Annotated in this window: 17 protein-coding genes; 8 read left to right on the top strand and 9 right to left on the bottom strand. The window is 58.0% G+C overall.

Features of this window, described 5'->3' with window-relative positions; all coding sequences use genetic code 11:
- Positions 1-528, top strand: a complete 528-nt coding sequence (locus tag NCHU2750_RS26815) for a lipocalin family protein (protein WP_119944865.1) — start codon at positions 1-3, stop codon at positions 526-528.
- Between the two features lie 54 nt (positions 529-582).
- Here NCHU2750_RS26815 and NCHU2750_RS26810 read toward each other — a convergent pair whose 3' ends face one another.
- From NCHU2750_RS26810 to NCHU2750_RS30705, 4 genes are all read right to left on the bottom strand, one after another.
- On the bottom strand, positions 583-1,200 hold the full coding sequence (locus NCHU2750_RS26810) for a DNA binding protein (RefSeq protein ID WP_119944864.1): 618 nt from the start codon (positions 1,198-1,200) through the stop codon (positions 583-585).
- 109 nt (positions 1,201-1,309) lie between these two features.
- Entirely contained in the window at positions 1,310-2,086 is a 777-nt protein-coding gene (locus NCHU2750_RS26805) for a molybdopterin-binding protein (protein WP_119944863.1), read from the bottom strand.
- A complete protein-coding gene (locus NCHU2750_RS26800) occupies positions 2,083-2,937 on the bottom strand; it encodes a cytochrome b/b6 domain-containing protein (RefSeq protein WP_119944862.1) in 855 nt (284 codons plus the stop codon). Before NCHU2750_RS26800 ends, NCHU2750_RS26805 begins: the two co-directional genes overlap by 4 nt.
- Before the next feature lie 79 nt (positions 2,938-3,016).
- On the bottom strand, positions 3,017-3,241 hold the full coding sequence (locus NCHU2750_RS30705) for a hypothetical protein (protein WP_162939806.1): 225 nt from the start codon (positions 3,239-3,241) through the stop codon (positions 3,017-3,019).
- A gap of 142 nt (positions 3,242-3,383) precedes the next feature.
- Between NCHU2750_RS30705 and NCHU2750_RS26795 the strand changes: the two genes are divergently transcribed.
- Positions 3,384-3,941, top strand: coding sequence for a sigma-70 family RNA polymerase sigma factor (locus NCHU2750_RS26795; RefSeq protein WP_119944861.1), 558 nt, complete (start codon positions 3,384-3,386; stop codon positions 3,939-3,941).
- On the top strand, positions 3,928-4,569 hold the full coding sequence (locus NCHU2750_RS26790; protein WP_119944860.1) for an NrsF family protein: 642 nt from the start codon (positions 3,928-3,930) through the stop codon (positions 4,567-4,569). The genes NCHU2750_RS26795 and NCHU2750_RS26790 overlap by 14 nt, the downstream gene beginning before the upstream one ends.
- A 144-nt stretch (positions 4,570-4,713) precedes the next feature.
- Here NCHU2750_RS26790 and NCHU2750_RS26785 read toward each other — a convergent pair whose 3' ends face one another.
- Together NCHU2750_RS26785 and NCHU2750_RS26780 are read right to left on the bottom strand one after the other, a co-directional pair.
- Positions 4,714-5,967: a type II toxin-antitoxin system HipA family toxin gene (locus NCHU2750_RS26785; protein WP_119944859.1), complete on the bottom strand. Its 1,254-nt coding sequence runs from the start codon at positions 5,965-5,967 to the stop codon at positions 4,714-4,716.
- Positions 5,960-6,292 carry a helix-turn-helix domain-containing protein gene (locus NCHU2750_RS26780; RefSeq protein WP_119944858.1) on the bottom strand — a complete coding sequence of 111 codons (333 nt, stop codon included), beginning with the start codon at positions 6,290-6,292 and terminating at the stop codon, positions 5,960-5,962. Before NCHU2750_RS26780 ends, NCHU2750_RS26785 begins: the two co-directional genes overlap by 8 nt.
- A 228-nt stretch (positions 6,293-6,520) precedes the next feature.
- Here NCHU2750_RS26780 and NCHU2750_RS26775 point away from each other — a divergent pair, with 228 nt between their 5' ends.
- Complete coding sequence (locus NCHU2750_RS26775; protein ID WP_205583931.1) at positions 6,521-8,878, top strand: hypothetical protein; 2,358 nt, start codon at positions 6,521-6,523, stop codon at positions 8,876-8,878.
- A gap of 410 nt (positions 8,879-9,288) precedes the next feature.
- Positions 9,289-10,431, top strand: coding sequence for a Fic family protein (locus tag NCHU2750_RS26770; RefSeq protein WP_119944856.1), 1,143 nt, complete (start codon positions 9,289-9,291; stop codon positions 10,429-10,431).
- 536 nt (positions 10,432-10,967) lie between these two features.
- On the opposite strand, the gene aphA is transcribed toward NCHU2750_RS26770, so the two are convergent.
- The 3 genes from aphA to NCHU2750_RS26755 all read right to left on the bottom strand — a co-directional run bounded on the left by aphA (position 10,968) and on the right by NCHU2750_RS26755 (position 12,901).
- Entirely contained in the window at positions 10,968-11,651 is a 684-nt protein-coding gene (gene aphA / locus NCHU2750_RS26765; protein WP_119944855.1) for an acid phosphatase AphA, read from the bottom strand.
- Positions 11,652-11,757: 106 nt separating this feature from the next.
- Positions 11,758-12,021: a PepSY domain-containing protein gene (locus NCHU2750_RS26760; protein WP_119944854.1), complete on the bottom strand. Its 264-nt coding sequence runs from the start codon at positions 12,019-12,021 to the stop codon at positions 11,758-11,760.
- A gap of 58 nt (positions 12,022-12,079) precedes the next feature.
- Complete coding sequence (locus NCHU2750_RS26755) at positions 12,080-12,901, bottom strand: hypothetical protein (RefSeq protein ID WP_119944853.1); 822 nt, start codon at positions 12,899-12,901, stop codon at positions 12,080-12,082.
- Between the two features lie 219 nt (positions 12,902-13,120).
- Between NCHU2750_RS26755 and NCHU2750_RS26750 the strand changes: the two genes are divergently transcribed.
- From NCHU2750_RS26750 to NCHU2750_RS26740, 3 genes are read left to right on the top strand one after another with little or no spacing between them, the layout of a single operon-like run.
- The gene (locus NCHU2750_RS26750; RefSeq protein WP_119944852.1) at positions 13,121-14,149 is read left to right on the top strand and encodes an extracellular solute-binding protein; all 1,029 of its coding nucleotides are present in this window, start codon (positions 13,121-13,123) and stop codon (positions 14,147-14,149) included.
- On the top strand, positions 14,146-15,699 hold the full coding sequence (locus tag NCHU2750_RS26745) for an ABC transporter permease (RefSeq protein WP_245480547.1): 1,554 nt from the start codon (positions 14,146-14,148) through the stop codon (positions 15,697-15,699). The genes NCHU2750_RS26750 and NCHU2750_RS26745 overlap by 4 nt, the downstream gene beginning before the upstream one ends.
- Positions 15,696-16,724 carry an ABC transporter ATP-binding protein gene (locus NCHU2750_RS26740; protein WP_119944851.1) on the top strand — a complete coding sequence of 343 codons (1,029 nt, stop codon included), beginning with the start codon at positions 15,696-15,698 and terminating at the stop codon, positions 16,722-16,724. The genes NCHU2750_RS26745 and NCHU2750_RS26740 overlap by 4 nt, the downstream gene beginning before the upstream one ends.
- Positions 16,725-16,764 lie beyond the last annotated feature (40 nt).

Here is a 16,764-nt window from a genome sequence, read left to right as displayed (position 1 = left end):
ATGAAGCATCTTTGGAAATGCCTCGTCGGCGTTCTCTGGCGTGCCGGAACACTTGTACCGCACACCACCGCGGCATCCGAGTCTGAAGTGGTCAAGGTTGGCGCTGACCATTACAGCGGGACATGGCTGGAGATTGGCCGTCGGCCAATGTGGCTGACCGACGGCTGCGTTGCCGGCTATTCATCCTATCGCCGCGGCAAATCGCCGGATGAAGTGCTTGTCGAAGACGGATGCCGTGTCGGAAATCCGGAGGGTCGATTGAAGACTGTCCATGGAACGGGTCGCATACTCGACTTGGACAGCGACAGGGCGAAAATGCGTGTTCGCTATCCTTTGTTGATCACCTTCAACTACTGGGTTCTCTACAAATCACCGGACAAAAGCTGGTTCATCAGTGCGGATCCCGACATGGCCAACCTGTGGATCTATGCACGCACAGTGCCATCCAAAACCAAGCTGAGCGTGATGATCAGGAAGGCAAGCCAACTCGGCTATGATGTGCGCAAACTGGAATTTCCCGAACAGTGAAAGCACGCGCCGACCTCCGTCACCGCCGGCACGTGCACGCGTTGTCGTCTGCGCTCACATCGGCGGGACAACACCATTCGTGCCAACCACCACACGGGAGGTCGAGATCGAGCCGTCCGAGGCCTTTTCAGAAGGGATGAAGACGGTTGCACCGCTCTTCAGATCTGCCACCTCGGCCGGGGCGAAGGTCACGACCGGCGTGCCTTCCGGGATCGAAATCTTCTTTTCCCCGCCCTTGTAGGTGACGGTCAAGGTATGGCCATCGACAGATTTGACAGCGTTGGCGACGGTGGCGTTGGTCATCGAGCTGTTGGGCTTCAGGTCCCAGGCATAACTTCCTTCACCGGTGCCCTTCATCGCCGCGGGGAAGATCAGAACCTCGAGCGCGCCATTGCCGCCATCGGCAGTTGGCAGGGAGGCGATACCGACGAAATCACCTTCCTTGATGTCGTTGACCGAAGCTTTGGCGACGCTCGAAATCTTCCAGCCGTCCTTGAGCATGATCTTGGCATCGGTCCCTTCGCGGGTCTTCACCGACAGTGTCGAACCGTCGAGACTTTCGACGGTACCGCGAACGCGGATCTGATCTGCGGCATGGGCGGAGAAACCGAAGGTGACCGCAATCAATGCGCCAGCGAGCAACGACAGGCCGGTCTTGGAAATAGAGGACATCTGCTTTTCCTTTTTTTGAATATCCCGAAATCTCAATGACCGAAGGATACGGGATGAATTCCCTCGGCTTTCTCAGGGCACAGGCCAAAAAGGCCTGTCCCGCGACCTCTCAGATCCCGGCGTACCACTCGTAGCCGCGGTCTTCCCAGAAGCCACCATTGCCGCCGTAGAGGGCGGAGAGGTCGGCAACCGCTTCAATGCGCATCAGGTATTTCGCCTGTTTGTAACCGAGCTGCCGCTCGACCCTCAGCCTGAGCGGCGCGCCATGGGCGACTTCCAGATCGTGGCCGTTCATCGAATGGGCGAGAATGGTCTGCGGGTGGAATGCATCGACGAGATCGATGCTTTCATAATACCAACCGCTGCCATCGAGCGTCTTTTCGTACTCGTCGGCGCAATGGAAAACGATGTAGCGCGCCTCCGGCTTCAGACCGACTTGGTTGAGTAGCGCGCCGAGCGGCACACCGGTCCACTGGCCGATGGCGCTCCAGCCCTCGACGCAGTCATGCCGGGTGATCTGAGTGCGTGCGGGCATTGCCTTCAGCGCCGCGAGCGACAGTTTCGTCGGCCGCTCGACAAGCCCGCCGACTTCGAGCTGCCATGTCGAAAACTTCCGGCTGAGCAGATCCTGATATTGCGCCCCGTCCGGCATGCTCGTGCCGTTGGCACGGAAGGTCGGCGAGATGTCTGCCAGGCTATATTCCCGCGCCAACGTGTCGTCGCCGATCAGGGCGCGCTGCGTCTTCATCGTCAGCCCCTCGGCCAGCTTCAGAACCGATTGGACTTTCGGGCTTTCGACCAGCGCGTCGCAGCCGCTGAGGCCGAGTGCCGAGGCGGTGAGCGTCGAACCGATCAGGAACCGGCGGCGCGTGATGATGCGACTCATGGCTGGACCTCCGTGCGATCCTCAATGTCGATGGAATAGCGGCCGGTAATCATCGAACGCATATTGTTGAAGAGGCCCGAAACGATGACCATCACCACGTGCACGACCACGAAGGCGACGAGTGCGCTGGCCGTGATGAAATGCAGCGTGCGGGCCGACTGCCGGCCGCCGAAGACATCGAGCAACCAGGACGCGAAAGCATCGAAGCCGGGTGACATGGTGAGACCGGTCCCGATCATCGCCGGCAGGAGCAGAAAGATGACGAAAAGATATGTCAGCTTCTGCAGCGCATTGTAATTGCGCGCCTTTTCGCCCTTGGGAAAGCGCAGGCGGACATGGTCGACGATTTCGTGGCGGAGATTGCCGAGTGAAAGCTCGTCCCGTGCGGGCAGAAGGTCTCGGCGGAAATGGCGAGCAATGAGACCATAGGCCATGTAGATCAGGCCATTGATGACGAAAAGCCAGGCGAAGAAGAAGTGCCAGCGCCGGCCAGTCGCAAGATCCTGATAGCTCGGCAGCGTGATCCAGGCGGGAAAGCCGCGCGCCGTCGCCTCGCCATCCACGTCGGAGACGCCGAGGACACCGGTCGTATTGAAGGACAGGCCAGCGATCCGGGTAACGCCCCTCATCGCATCCCCCTCCTCTTCCGCCTCCATGGACAGGACGGACGGATCGCTATCGGCGCCATACTGCCCCCAGTAGAGGGCCGGATGCGCGTTGAAGATCTGCAGGCCGCTGAACAGCAATACCGTCATGCAAAGGACGTTCAGCCAGTGCGACAGGCGCACCATTAGGCTGTGACGGCGGATGAGCACGCGCCTGCCGCTGATCTTGTGGTTCAGTGCTTCCATGAGTTCACTCCGTGCGGATAGTCTTTGTCCTGTACGGGAGCGCCCTCGCTGAAGTTTCAGAGGCGAGGGCGCAGTCCGCTTATTTCATCGCATCGCACTTTTTCATCATGTCGGACTTCTTCATGGTGTCCGATTTCATCGCGTCCGGCTTGCTCATGCTGTCGGTGCTCGTCTGTGCGCCGGCACTGCCGACCGCGAAACAGAGGCCAAAGAGAATTGCGCCAGCCACGCTGGCAAAAGGACGAGTGGTCATGATGGTTCTCCCAGTTTTTAGATGCCCGCCGCCTTGTGCGGTGAGGGTCACGGAAGGCTCATTCGCCTCTGGCCGGGATCGGTTACAAAGATCGTGACTATAATCACGCCCATGTGATGGTCGCTGTTTTCTCGCTTTTATTTCGGTCGGCGTGTAACGATTTCATCGCGTCTGCGTATGAGGCTTCGAAAACATGAAGCAACTGACCGAGCCCGAGCTTAAAGCCCTGATGCTCTTGTCCCTCGATGGGGACGAGCTCGCTTACCGCTGCCTGCTCGACATGCTGAGGCACCTTCTCGTGAACTATTACGGTCGGCGGATTGCCCGTTCGGCATCTGCAGATGTGGACGATCTGGTTCAGGATACCTTGCTGGCACTGCATCAGCGCCGGATCACCTATGACCGCGGGCGGCCCTTCACTGCCTGGTTCTTCACCATCGCTCGCCACAAGCTGGTCGATCACTATCGCCGATCGGGCGAAAGGCAGCACCTCGGAATGGAGATGCTGGAAGAGGTAGCTGATGGATACAGGGAGGACGCCGTCTCTGCCGGCCTGGACGTCAACCGATTGCTGGCAAGCCTGCCCGCATGGCAGGGCGAGATGATACGGCAGGTGCGGCTGGAAGGTCATTCCGTCTCGGACACAGCAACGAAAAGCGGGCGAAGCGAGGCCGCGGTCAAGATTAACGTATTTAGAGGCATTCAGGCGATGGCCGCAAAACTGAGAGGCGCGCGCAGTGAAGACGGATGATCTTATCGACAGACTGGCAAGCAATCTGCAGCCGGTACCGCCTGGAGCGCTCGGGCGGCTGCTCGCTTTCTTGCTGATACCTGGCATACTGTTGTCGGCGGCCGTGATCCTTCTCGGGCATGGGCTGCGGCCGGATCTTGCCACAGCCATCTATCTGCCTGCGTTTTGGGTAAAGTCAATCTATCCGCTGGCATTGGCCATGGCCGCGATTACAGCCCTTATGGTTGTTGCCCGCCCCGGCGGCAATCCAAGCCGACTCGGCATTGCTTTGTTTGCAATCTATATTGCGCTCGTGGCACTCGGCCTCTGGCAGCTGCATTCATCCCCGGCAGAAGACTACCCAAGGCTGATCTTTGGCATTTCCGCCTGGTTCTGCCCTTTCATCATTCTGGTTTCCGCCGCGCCGATATTCATCGCGATTACCGTGTTCCTGCGGAGAAGCGCTCCAACCAACTTGCCGATGGCAGGCTTTGCCGCGGGTCTGGCTGCGGGATCACTTGGTGCCTGGACTTACTCGTGGGGCTGCATCGAAAATGGCCTTCCATTCGTCGCGCTCTGGTACAGTTCAGGCATAGCACTGTCTGGACTGGCTGGATTGATCTTGTCTCGACCTTTGCTGCGTTGGTGAACGCACACCATAGACGGGCGCTGAATACCGAGATAGTGGGCCTATCCGGTCCTGACTGGATCAGAACCAACGACCCAGTTGGCACCTATTCATGATTTTCTGGTGGATACCCTCGCAGGACGATTCTAGCGGTGCGAAGCCGGCCTACTCGGCGCATGTGCCAAGGATTGGCACCATCGCCTTGACATGCCCGTCGATGCGTTCCAGCACTTTTTGGGGAACATAAGTCCGTTCTGGTAAGGACCACCAAAACCTGTCGACCTGGCCCACAATTTCGGTCACCGCTCTGAGGACTGCAGCTTCCGGCAATTGTGCCCGATTGGCGAATGCTTTCCATCTCTGGGCATTCATCGCCTTGAATGAGCGCTCGCCAGCAAGCGACAGTGCCATTGCGTCAGCTGGAATATACGGGATTGTTGAGAGTACGTCGTAAACTGGGGCGATCGCAGGTTTGTCGCCCACACCACCGTAGGTCACCGACCAGTTTTTGAGATGCATATCGCCGTTACCAGTCATGACGGCGAAAGCCAGCCGTCGTACGAATTCGAGCGAGGTCGCCGTTGAGACCGCGATTGCGAGCGCTCTGGCGATGTCATGATACGCCGCCCCTTCGTATTTTCGGGAAGGATAGATACCAAATACCTGGGCGAAATCTTCCATGTGGATACGCTCACCATTGGCCTCACGATCGAACCGCTTGACCAATAGGACTTTGCCATCTGACAGCGTCGAAAATTCTTCCGGAATGCCCTCAAAATCTGCTTGTTCGACAAGTTCGCGCTCCGGTACGTCCATCCCGATAGCTTCGGCCAAGGCGAGTTGAGCGTATTCGTTCTCGGAGACGCCGGGGAAAGATGTCGAGGGGAACTTGGCAATGTACGAACCCTGCTCGTCGCCGAGCGGGATGGTCAGTCCTCCACCCTTGCCTGTGTTCTTGATGACAGAGAGCTTCATCTGGACACCTGCCAGAGAAAATCGGGCTTTTGGTCTGGGGCGCGAACGCGCATCGACAGAAGCAACAGCGCCTCCGCTCGGCGCGACACGAACGGCTCCGGGCAGATCCGAACCAAGCGCGACAAGGAGATCGAAGTCGTTTCCGGCCCGGACACTGCCTGCGTGGTGCTTCTCCATCGCTTCGCGCAGCTTGTCTTCCGGCAGAAGATTGGCAAAGAACGCAGGCAGTGCTCTGGCTACTGGCTTCGGATCTTTGCGGAGACCACCGGTGGCTGAACGAAAAGACAGGCTGAGCACAGGGAACCCGCCAGTCGCACGATAGCTGTCCTCGAAGCTGAATGCGTTAAAGTCGCCAGGGGTCCTGACGATCGTCCCAATTTTCAGATCATTTAGGAATACCTCGAGAGACGAAATGGACTTCGGATGAACCGGAACATCAGTCATGATCGTCGCTCTCCGGGCTGACAGCAAAGGCTGGCAGATCATCATCGTCATCATGAGGCTTTAGGAGAGCATTGACTGCCGGGGCGATCGCTTTCGGGATGAGCATCAGTTCCAGACCGAGCGCGCGCGTGATGTTGATCAATGTCGTAACGCGGGCAGCAGCGCTCCCGACCTCGATTTCGCGATACCTCGGGCGCGAGATGCCCGCCATATCGGCAACCTGCTCCTGTGTGAGTTGGAGGTCCTTGCGAGCCGCCTTTAACAGGCTACCAATTTCCAACAGAGGTTTTGACAAATCGCTCACATTGATACCCAGGCAGATCATTTTCTCTTAAAGGAGACGTATGCGGCTCTTTTGTCAAGCGTTTCGCTATCAAAATGATCTGCTTACATATCTCCAAGTCCAGAATGAGCCCCCAAGGGCTCACTGTCGCGAGGCACCGACCACAATAGTTGACGTCCTAATCCGCACAGCGGCAGGTATGATTTTATTAAATGCGACACCCTATTTCCGCTCGCCCTCGGCATTGGCGCCGAGAGAAACGGAATGAGCATGACCAAAAACGACATTTCATCACGTCATTTTCAGCGAAAGATATCCGAATTCTGCGAGTTGCGTATCGCACCAATCGCATCCCGGCGGGTGTTGGAGAATATCCGGCCCTACCTGGCCAGTTTGATCATCTACCGAAAATCACCACCGCTCCTGAATGGCCATATCGACTGGGCGACGATTGCTCAGGCCTGTGGGATCGAAGCCGAGTTGACGCTAGAACTGAAAAAGCAGCTCCGGCCAGGCCTGGATGCGATCATCCGCTGGCTCGGCGCTCCACCAGCCACGGAAGAACGGCGGCCGCCAAAGCCGATGGCATATCAGGTAAAAAAGGCGGCCGCGAGGAAGGCCGCTTGCCCGCCTTCCACCAGAAAGCCCCAATGCGCAGCGGCCGACGGTTCCTTTGTCCGGTCTACGTCGACACAGCCTGGACCTGCACCGAAGCCGATCAGTCCGTTCCCAGAACCACTATTCGAAGCGAAAGAAGATCCGGCGAGCTTTCAGGACGCACTGGTTTATCACATGCGGCGGTTCGGCGACACATATTGGCAGCTCTACCGCGCCGTTGTTCATCTCAATGAGGCCTTCGACAACAAGACATTGTTATCCTGGGTTCAGGGCGAGCGAGTGCCCAGATCAGTTGCAAGTTTCGATATCCTCCGTAGGATCGAGCGGCGCTATCGTTTGCCAGAGGGATATTTCAAGGAGAAGCTGCCGCACCAGGCGCGCTCCCTTTATGGTCACAATCTCGGTGAGATCAGCCCGGCTGAGAGGCGCAGGATTGCATTGCACCTGCCGGATGATTTCAGCAGTCTGCCCTTCACCAAGCGCGAAGAGGTCCTTGATTGGGTGCGCCGTGTGATCATTTCCGGATCGACAGAATATCGTCGCTATCAGGCGGCGGCCAGCAAGCAACGTTATGCAATCCGCTTTCCCGGCGTCACCTATGGCGGAAGCACGTTGTCACCGAGATCCCTGGCATCTGCGGTTGGAGCAAATCAGAAAGTCGTGGCCGAGTGTGATGATCCCGATTTGCTGTCAGGCGTCGTCGATGCGCCTCCGCGGCTTGCCATGGAAATGGCAGATCTTGTCCGCTTCAAAACCTCGACGTTAACGGCAATTGGATTTCAGCGGAATGGCGTTTGGGGTAAGGAAACGGCCTTTCAGAAGATTGAACATCTCGGGCTCATGTTTGGGGCGCTAGCCGCTTCACCTAACGGTGCAGTAAAGGGTTTTGGCGTGCCGCTCTCTCAGTTGAGTTTCGGTCTGCTGATCTTTCCTGGCGTTTGGGACTGGTATCTGCAGTGGCGGGAACAGCGCCGTGGCTTCTACACCAAATGGGAAGAGGACATGCTGATGGTTGCCCAAGCCCTTACTCGCACGGATGTCGGTTGGATACGGCAGCACCCGGAACTGGTCCAGAACGCCAAGCCGATCTCGGGCTTGGTCGAACAGGAAGAAATCGACTTCGCAGCTCGCGACTGGCATGGCGCCTGCGACGCGCTTCATCGGCACGCCGCCAATCGCTCTAAGGAAATCCAACGCGTCATGCGTGTTCATCGTGACCCGTTCGAGCCGATCATGTGTGTCCTCGAAGCCGAGAGCCCGTTGGCGGAATATCGCAAGATCACAGACGAGATCCTTGCACGTATGCCGGATGAGAACAGATATCCACGGCCGGCGGCCGAGGCCGTCAGGTCGTTCCTGCTGCTCAGGCTTGGCCTGCATCTCGGGCTGCGGCAGAAAAACCTTCGTCAACTGCGTGTCTGCCCACGAGGACATTATCCAACATCGGAACGCCGGCTTGAAGATATGAAATGCGGCGAGTTGCGCTGGAGCGATCGCGACCATGGGTGGGAGGTCCTGATCCCATCTGTCGCATTTAAAAACTCCGGCTCCTCTTTCTTCGGACAAAAGCCGTTCCGGCTTATCCTGCCGGACCTGCTCGATCTCTACAAATATCTGGATGCTTACATCGGCCGACATCGAGGTGTTCTGCTCGGCGGTGCAAAGGATCCCGGGACGCTGTTCGTAAAAACCGTGAAGAGGACCAGCATCGATGCAGCCTACAACTCAACCACGTTCTACGAAGCTTGGCGGACGGTTATTCAACGCTACGGGATATACAATCCCTACACCGGACGCGGTGCAATCAAGGGCTTGCTGCCGCATGGCCCGCATAACTTGCGGGACATTCTTGCGACGCATATTTTGAAGCAGACCGGCTCATACGAGCAGGCGAGCTACGCCATTCAGGATACGCCCGATGTCGTGCAACAGCACTACGGTCGCTTTCTACCGCAAGACAAGGCTGCGTTGGCAGCTAAAATTCTCAATCAAGTTTGGGAAGCTGCGTAAAATCGCATGAGATGCTTGGCTCGGATGTAAACCACGGCCTACTTCCGAGCCGCAGTCGTTGTTTCGCTCTAGAGCCGTTGCCGCACAGTAGTGAGGGATGAAAAGCTCGAGTCGATGAAGCCCTGGGAGCAAGCCGGGCCGAGCTTGTCATCCGCCGGAGCGGATTCCCTTAATCCCTGGGACCAGAGCGACGCGAGGATAACCAACCTCGGTCAGGCATGTCCAGATCAAAGGCTGTCGCGAGAAGAAGTGATGAAAACGCCGTCAACCCAAATCGGAGGTTTAAACCGCTCTGCGATCAGTTCAGGATCGCGTCGCTCGTACCCATATGCGGAGATTACGAGTACTAATCTCCGCATATTTGCGGTCAATAGACTTGCTATTCTCCGCAACACCGGCTTATCTTGAGCATGACCTATATTTGGCAGTCTCCTAAATGGCCATCATTCCATTGGCAGTCAGACCCGCTTGCGGCCAGTGTTGCGGCAGTTCGGCTTGATCAAGGCCGCCTGATCGGTCGGGTCGAGGGCCTCGGTTTTCGCACCCGCGAGGCAACATTTCTGCAGGCCTTGACCGATGACGTAGTCAAATCGTCCGCGATCGAAGGAGAGCGACTGGACGAACAACAGGTCAGGTCATCTCTGGCAAGGCGGCTCGGTATCGACATTGAGGGCTTCGTTACGCCAAATCGCTCTGTCGAGGGCATTGTTCACATCACGCTCGATGCCACCGTAAACTGCTCCACACCGTTGACAGCGGAGCGCTTATTCCAGTGGCATGCCGCCCTCTTTCCGACCGGCCGCAACGAATGGGGACATAAGCTTCGCGTCGGTGAATGGCGCGACGATTCCGGCGGTCGCATGGAAATCGTGTCTGGTGCGTTCGGACATGAGAAGGTGCATTATGTGGCCCCGCCTGCCGAAAGCCTGGAAAAGGAAATGACGGCCTTCCTTGATTGGTTCAACGGATCGCAAGCGATGGATCCCCTTATCAAAGCAGCGGTCGCCCATCTCTGGTTCGTGGCCATTCATCCATTCGGGGACGGGAATGGCCGCATAACGCGCGCGATCGCAGATATGACGCTCGCGCGCAGCGGTGGGGGAGCTCAGCGGCTATATTCCATGTCCGCAGCCATCGAGAAATCGCGCACCGGCTATTATGAAGCTTTACAGGCGATCACCAGCCATGAGGATCTGGATATCACGCAATGGGTGACGTGGTTCCTCGATCGTCTGGGCAGCGCGGTGAGCGCAGCATTGTTGACCCTCGACAATGTCATGCTCAAAAATCAGTTCTGGCAAAGCCATGCCGCTCTTGATCTCAATCCGCGACAGGCAAAGGTTCTCAACCGGTTGCTGGAAGGGAATTTTGAGGGAAAGCTGACATCGACCAAGTGGGCCAAATTGACGAATGCGTCTCAGGACACAGCCGCGCGTGACATCGCAGACCTCTTGGCGAAAGGCATCCTGAACAAAGGCGAGGCCGGCGGCCGCAGCACGGCTTATGAGCTGGCTTTGAATCTTTCGACAGAAGGAAAACCGAAATCCCTGTGAGATCGATACGTGTCTGGTTGAGCGTCAAGGATAAAAATTGCCTCTTCCCTACGACCATCCTCCTCAAACTCGTATGGCTGGAAAGTCGTCCATTTACCTCTAGCGCTTTGACGAGCAAATCGTGATCGGACATCTCTGGGGGCGGACCGATCGCTCTTTTCAGCGGGCAAAGGTACTCCGTGCAACGCTCGACCAAGCCCAGCTTCAAGTCGGTCTCGATCGAAAGTTCGGAATAGCGCGGTGACCAAAGTACGGCATCCGCTTTGGTGTGCCGCTCGGCTACGCCTCTGCCGTTATACGGGTTGTTCGGTTACTACGTTGACTAAGGCCAGCCTGGTACTACGCTCAATTCGTGGCATTCAACTTCATCCTGCCGAGATGATGGCGCAAGACGTGTTATGCATAAATGGTATCGTAGTGGGAGAGACCGCAATGAACGTTTTTCCGTATTTCTGATGCCATGGGAATATCTGGCGTTGAGAGAGATCGCTGCCCGACAGTTGACGGGCAGCCCACAGGGTTTTCAAGGCGATTCGTCAGTGATCAGAGTCGACGATCACTTCCTCGCCGAAGGATCCGTTCTTGGGCATCGGCTTATAGGTCGTGTTCGATGCGCGCAAGACGCGGATCGGCCGTGCGCCAACTTCGATTGCCTGCTTCATGTCGCCATCGGCATCGCCGTAGTAGATCTTCACGCCCTTATCTTTGAGGAAGGCGGTTTTGGTGGCGTCGCCAGCGGTGAACACGACCGGATTGATCTTATCCATGTTGAAATCACGCTTGATCGTCTCGGTGACCCGTTCGCCTTCGCTCTTGGTGCGACCGGTGATGAAATAGATCGTGTCGCCGCGCTTGGTATGCATGGCGATCAGCTTGGCCGCGACATCCTTCGGGATGGAGTAGTTGATGTCACAGTTCTTGTTGATGTCATCCCAAAACGCCTGGTTCTTCAGGTAGTCGAACTTGCCCGGCGAATATTTCTGCTGGCCGTAAAAGAAGCATGGGCTGGAAAACAGCACGGTATCGTCGATGTCGAAGCCGACCGTCATCGGCGGCTTCCCTTCCAGCGACTTCTCGATCTGGCCGACGTCCACCCAGTGGATAGGATCCTGGTGCGCGAGCTGGTCAGTGGTCGAGCCGCCAAAGCTGGTATCGTCAGCGAAGGCCGGCGAAGTCGCCAAGGCCGCGAGAATGGCAAGATAGCACGCGGAAAATTTCATCCATGATCTCCGTTCGATGATGTCGACGTGATTTCATGGGACCCTGAGACCGCAGTGTCAATTTTATAAGCGCCCTCGGGGGCCGATGCTCCAGAGGGCAATTCGATTATTCTTCCGTTTTAGGCTCGGACTTGGTGATCTTTCCGGTGCGGGCGTCAGCATGGAATTCGACGATGCGCCCATCCTTCACAGCCTCGCCTTCCCAGTGTCCGTCATCCGCCCCGACGACGATGGCGCTATAGCCAGCCGCCTGCATCTGTTGCTTCAACTCCGGCTTCTGGATCCAGTCCCTACCGGGACGGTCAGATGCCGAAGCCAAGGTCGGGAGCGCGATAATGGACAGGCAAACGGCGTATGCGGTGATCTTCATAGGGGGATGTCTCCATGGATTTGTGGAGACGGAATGCATTGCGGTGGCCGAAAGTTCCTTATCGGCATTGCTCAGGCACGACGGCGAGAGACTTCTCGCCCGAACTGCCCCTCATGTCGCCGAGCGAAGTGGCCAGCCGTTCGAGCGTGGCACCCGCCACAGCTAGCGACTGGTGCTCGAACGGTCCGTCGATCGTGAAGGAGACGTCGCCGGCAAGCGGTTTTCCGCTTCCCTCTCCATACCAGAGCGAAACCTCGACGGTTACATCGAGGCTATCGGTCAGCCTTACTGGCTTTGAGGCATAGACCGTTTCGGAAACAGGAGGCCCGCCGACAAACCGATCTGACGCAGCCGCCTTGCTGACCTTGTCCAGATGCAGGAGATGTTCGGCCAGCTCGCCGACCGTCGCCGGTTGGCCGCCTTCATAAGAGAAGGACTTCGAAAAATCGCTCGCCGCCTTGCCGGTCTCCCGGATGCTGAAATCGTCTTCAATCTTCGGCATCTTGCCCTGCGCCGGCCGAAGAGGCGAGGTATCGATTGCAAGTATGTCGGCGTCGCGGATCTTCAGCGTCACCCGCTCGGCCTTGCCATCTCTCTGCCGATATCGAAGTAGCATCGATCCGTGGGAAAGGTCACAGGCCTGTGTGTCGAAGAACTGAACCTTGCCGTGACTGGCGGCGCCGAATTGCAATGGCAGCGCAGTTTGAAGGCGTTCGCTGATGGTCTTGAAGACATCGCCAGTCGGCCCCGAAAGGCTTTTGGGATCGAGTCCGAGCTTGTACTCCCGAGAACTTATTCCTTTCAGCTCAGCGTGAGCCGTGGTGCCCAATGAGACAGCGAGGAGCATTCCCAGGATGGATGAAACACGTCTTATGGTCATGACATTCCTCACTGATTTCCAGTGGTCAAATTTGCCACGGAGGTAGGCCGAATTTCCCCGTCGACAAGGCGGAAGTCTTTCCAAGATCGTTCGGGAAGCCGATCCCGGCCGCGAAATATTATGACAAAAACATGACAGATTTGTTCAACTTCGCCTTGACGGCTGTAACACTAGGGTCCTTTTAGGCGTTGTTTCGAAAACTAGATAGGAGGCTAACGGATGAACGAACTCAACCGTCGCCGGTTTCTGAAGATGAGCTCAGCGGTTGCCGCGGGCGCAATTCTCTCCACACCATTCGTGAAGACATCCTGGGCGGCAGACGAAACGCTGGTGCTCTACAACGGCCAGCACGCCCAGACCACCAAGGCTCTTGTGGAAGCCTTTAAGAAAGCGACCGGCATCACGGTCGATGCTCGCAAGGGCAGCAGTTCGCAGTTGGCGAACCAGATCATCGAGGAAGGCGCTGCTTCTCCTGCCGACCTGTTCTATTCCGAAGAAAGCCCACCTGTTGCCACCCTGGCAGAAAAAGGTCTGCTGTCTCCAATCGCCAAGGCCACCCTCTCGCAGATCCCCAAGGAGTATCATGCCAAGGACGGGACCTGGCTCGGCGCAAGCTCCCGTTGCAGGGTCGTGGCCTATAACAAGGACATGATCGATGCCGGCAAGCTCCCCGGCTCGGTTCTCGACTTCGCGACGTCGGCCTGGAAGGACAAGGTCGGCTTCGTCCCGACGAGCGGCGCATTCCAGGAGCAGATCATTGCCATCGAAATCCTCAAGGGCCGTGATGCTGCGCTCGCCTGGCTGAAGGGCCTGAAGGAAAACGGCAAGATCTATAACGGCAATGGCGCGGCCTTGAAGGCGGTTGAGAACGGTGATGTGGCGACCGCTCTCATCAACAACTACTACTGGTTCTCGCTGGCCAAGGAAAACGGCGAGGACAAGATGAAGTCCGCGCTTCACTATGTCGGCCACCAGGATCCCGGCGCGCTGATCACTGTTTCGGCAGCAGGCATCCTGAAGTCGAGCAAGAAGCAGGAGACGGCGCAGAAGTTCGTCGAGTTCATGGTCAGTGCCGACGGCCAGCAGGCCATCGCCGATTCCGTCGCCGAATATCCCGTCCGCGAGGGCATCAAGTCGCCGTACAAACTTCTGCCGTTCAAGGAAATCGGCGCTCCGGCGGTGACGCCCGCCGATCTCGGGGATGCTGCCGACGCACTCGCGCTTCGTCGCGAGGCCGGACTGGCGTGAGCTTTGCCATCCGACAGAGACAGGGGCGCGCACGTTCGCCCCTGTTCCTGACGCTTTGTTGCCTGCCAGCTCTGTCCCTCACCTGCATTCCGCTCTTCTACGTGCTGTCGCGCTCTGCCGAGATCGGATGGGAGGGGAGCGTCGAGGAGATATTCAGGCGGCGCACGTTCGATCTGCTGGTGAACACGCTCGTTCTCGGTTGCTGCGTGACCGCCGGAGCAGCGACCGTCGGGACGTCCGTGGCCTGGTGTGTGGAAAAGACCGAGCTTCCTGCCCGATCCCTGTGGCGGGTGATCGTCAGTCTTCCGCTTGCCGTGCCGGCCTTCATCTCCAGCTATGCGTGGTCGTCCTTCGATGCGTCGCTCCAGACGATGGGTGGCGCGATCTTCATTCTGACGCTCTCGACCTATCCGCTGGTCTACCTGCCGGTTGCGGCAGCATTCCGGGGCATGGACTCGACTTACGAGGATGTTTCACGATCTCTCGGCAAGGGACCGTGGGAAACGTTCTTCCGCGCTTCGCTGCCACAGGTCCGGCCGGCGCTCGGGGTCGGATCGCTGCTTGTCCTGACGCATATGTTCGCCGAGTTCGGGGCATTGGCTTTCCTGCGTGTCCAGACGTTTACGACAGCGATCTTCGACAGTTTCGAACTGGAATTCGACAGCCGTTCGGCGGCATTGCAGTCGCTCGTGCTCATCCTGCTCTGTCTTCCAGCAGCCTACGGCGAGATGCGGCTTCGAACAGGCGGCCGCACTGTCAGGTCCGGCAAGGGTGTTCGCAGACCTGACGCATTCGTGCGGCTCGGATGGCGCACGGTGCCAGTCCAGCTTGCCCTGGCCGTCCTTCTTGTATTTGCCCTTGCCGTTCCCATGGCCATCCTCTGCTACTGGCTGTCCGTCGGTCTCTCAGCGGGAAACGGCCTGTCCGACATCGATGACGCAGTCTACGGGTCACTGAGCCTGGCAATTCCCGGAGCCGTCATCGTCGTCGTCCTTGCCCTGCCGGTTGTGCTTCTCTCCAGCCGACATACAGGTGGGGTCTCCCGCATGGCCGACCGCCTCCCTTACGTCATTCACGGGCTGCCGGGCCTGGTCGTCGCGCTGGCACTGGTCTTCGTGTCGATTCACTATGCGAGTGCACTATATCAGACCTATGCGGTGCTGATGGCGGCCTATGCAATCTTGTACCTTCCGCTCGCTCAGTCCGCCCTGCGATCTTCCATCGCGCTCGTTCCTTCCAGTCTGGAAGAGCTGGCCCGCGGCCTTGGAAGAGGACCGCTCAGTGCGTTCATGTCGATAACCCTCCCGAACATCCTTCCGGGGATCGGAGCCGGCCTTGCGCTTGTGGCACTGGAACTCATGCGAGAGCTGACATCGACCCTGATGCTGGCGCCGATCGGGGTCACGACTCTTGCGACCGAGGTCTGGAGCCACACCAACGATACCGAGTATGCTGCCGCGGCCCCTTTCGCCGCCATGCTGGTCGTAGTCTCGGCCGTGCCGACTTATGTCTTCACGCGCCGGGGAACAAAGGGGGCAGATATCGAATGAATGCAATCGAGCTGACTGGCATCGTTAAGACATTGGGGAAGACAGAGGTTCTGAGAGGACTTGACTGCATCGTGGAGAAAGGCCGGATTGTTGCCCTCCTGGGTGCATCCGGAAGCGGCAAGACGACATTGCTGCGTGCAATCGCGGGATTCGACACAATCGACGGCGGAAGCATCAGGGTAGCGGGCGCGGTTCTCGCCGGCAAAGGCGTCCACCTTCCTCCCGAGCGGCGCCGTATCGGTTACGTGCCGCAGGAAGGCGCCTTGTTTCCCCATCTCACGCTCGCTCGGAACGTGGGCTACGGCGTATCGCGACACGCTCGCGCGCAAGGGCGCGTCGAGGAAGTTTTAAAGTTGACGGGGCTGGCAGATCTGGCGGACCGTTTTCCGCACCAGCTCTCTGGTGGGCAGCAGCAGCGCGGTGCGCTCGCGCGTGCTCTGGCCCCGTCTCCCGACGTGGTACTCCTCGACGAGCCGTTCAATGCGCTCGACCGGGATCTCCGGCAGTCGATAAGGGCTGACATTATCCATACTTTGCGCGACCTTGGTGTCACTGCCGTTCTGGTAACCCACGACCCCGACGAGGCCTTCGAAGTGGCGGACGAGGTCGCCGCAATGGTGGATGGCGTGATCGCGCAAAAGAGTGGCCCATTGGAGATCTATAGGCGCCCGGTCTCCCCGGCTGTGGCGAAGTTGACTGGCCAGAGCTATCTGCTGGATGGAACTGTCGAGGGACGACGAGTCCGAACCTGCCTTGGTCTCGTTGTTGCCGAAGGACACGAGAAGTTCCCCGGTGACAGTTGTATTGTTTCTGTCCGACCGGAGCAGATTTCGGTCGGATCTGCATGTGACGGGACGCCGGGTCAGTTGCTTTCCATCTCGATGAGGAGCGGTGTTTGGATCGCTTCGATCGAGGCCGCGGGCCGGACCTTCAGTGTGCCTCTGCTCCGGGATAGAGAGATTGGAGCAGACGGAACCGTGCTGCTTGGCATCGACGGACCTGTGATGGTCTATCCACAGAAGTAGCCTATTACAGCGATTCGTCCGGTTGACGGTCGCGCTTCCA

Origin of the sequence: Neorhizobium sp. NCHU2750, assembly GCF_003597675.1 — a bacterium.
Classification (GTDB): Bacteria; Pseudomonadota; Alphaproteobacteria; order Rhizobiales; family Rhizobiaceae; genus Neorhizobium.
Note: the sequence above shows the minus strand (reverse complement) of the source record. Positions and strands in the feature narration are given on the sequence as shown.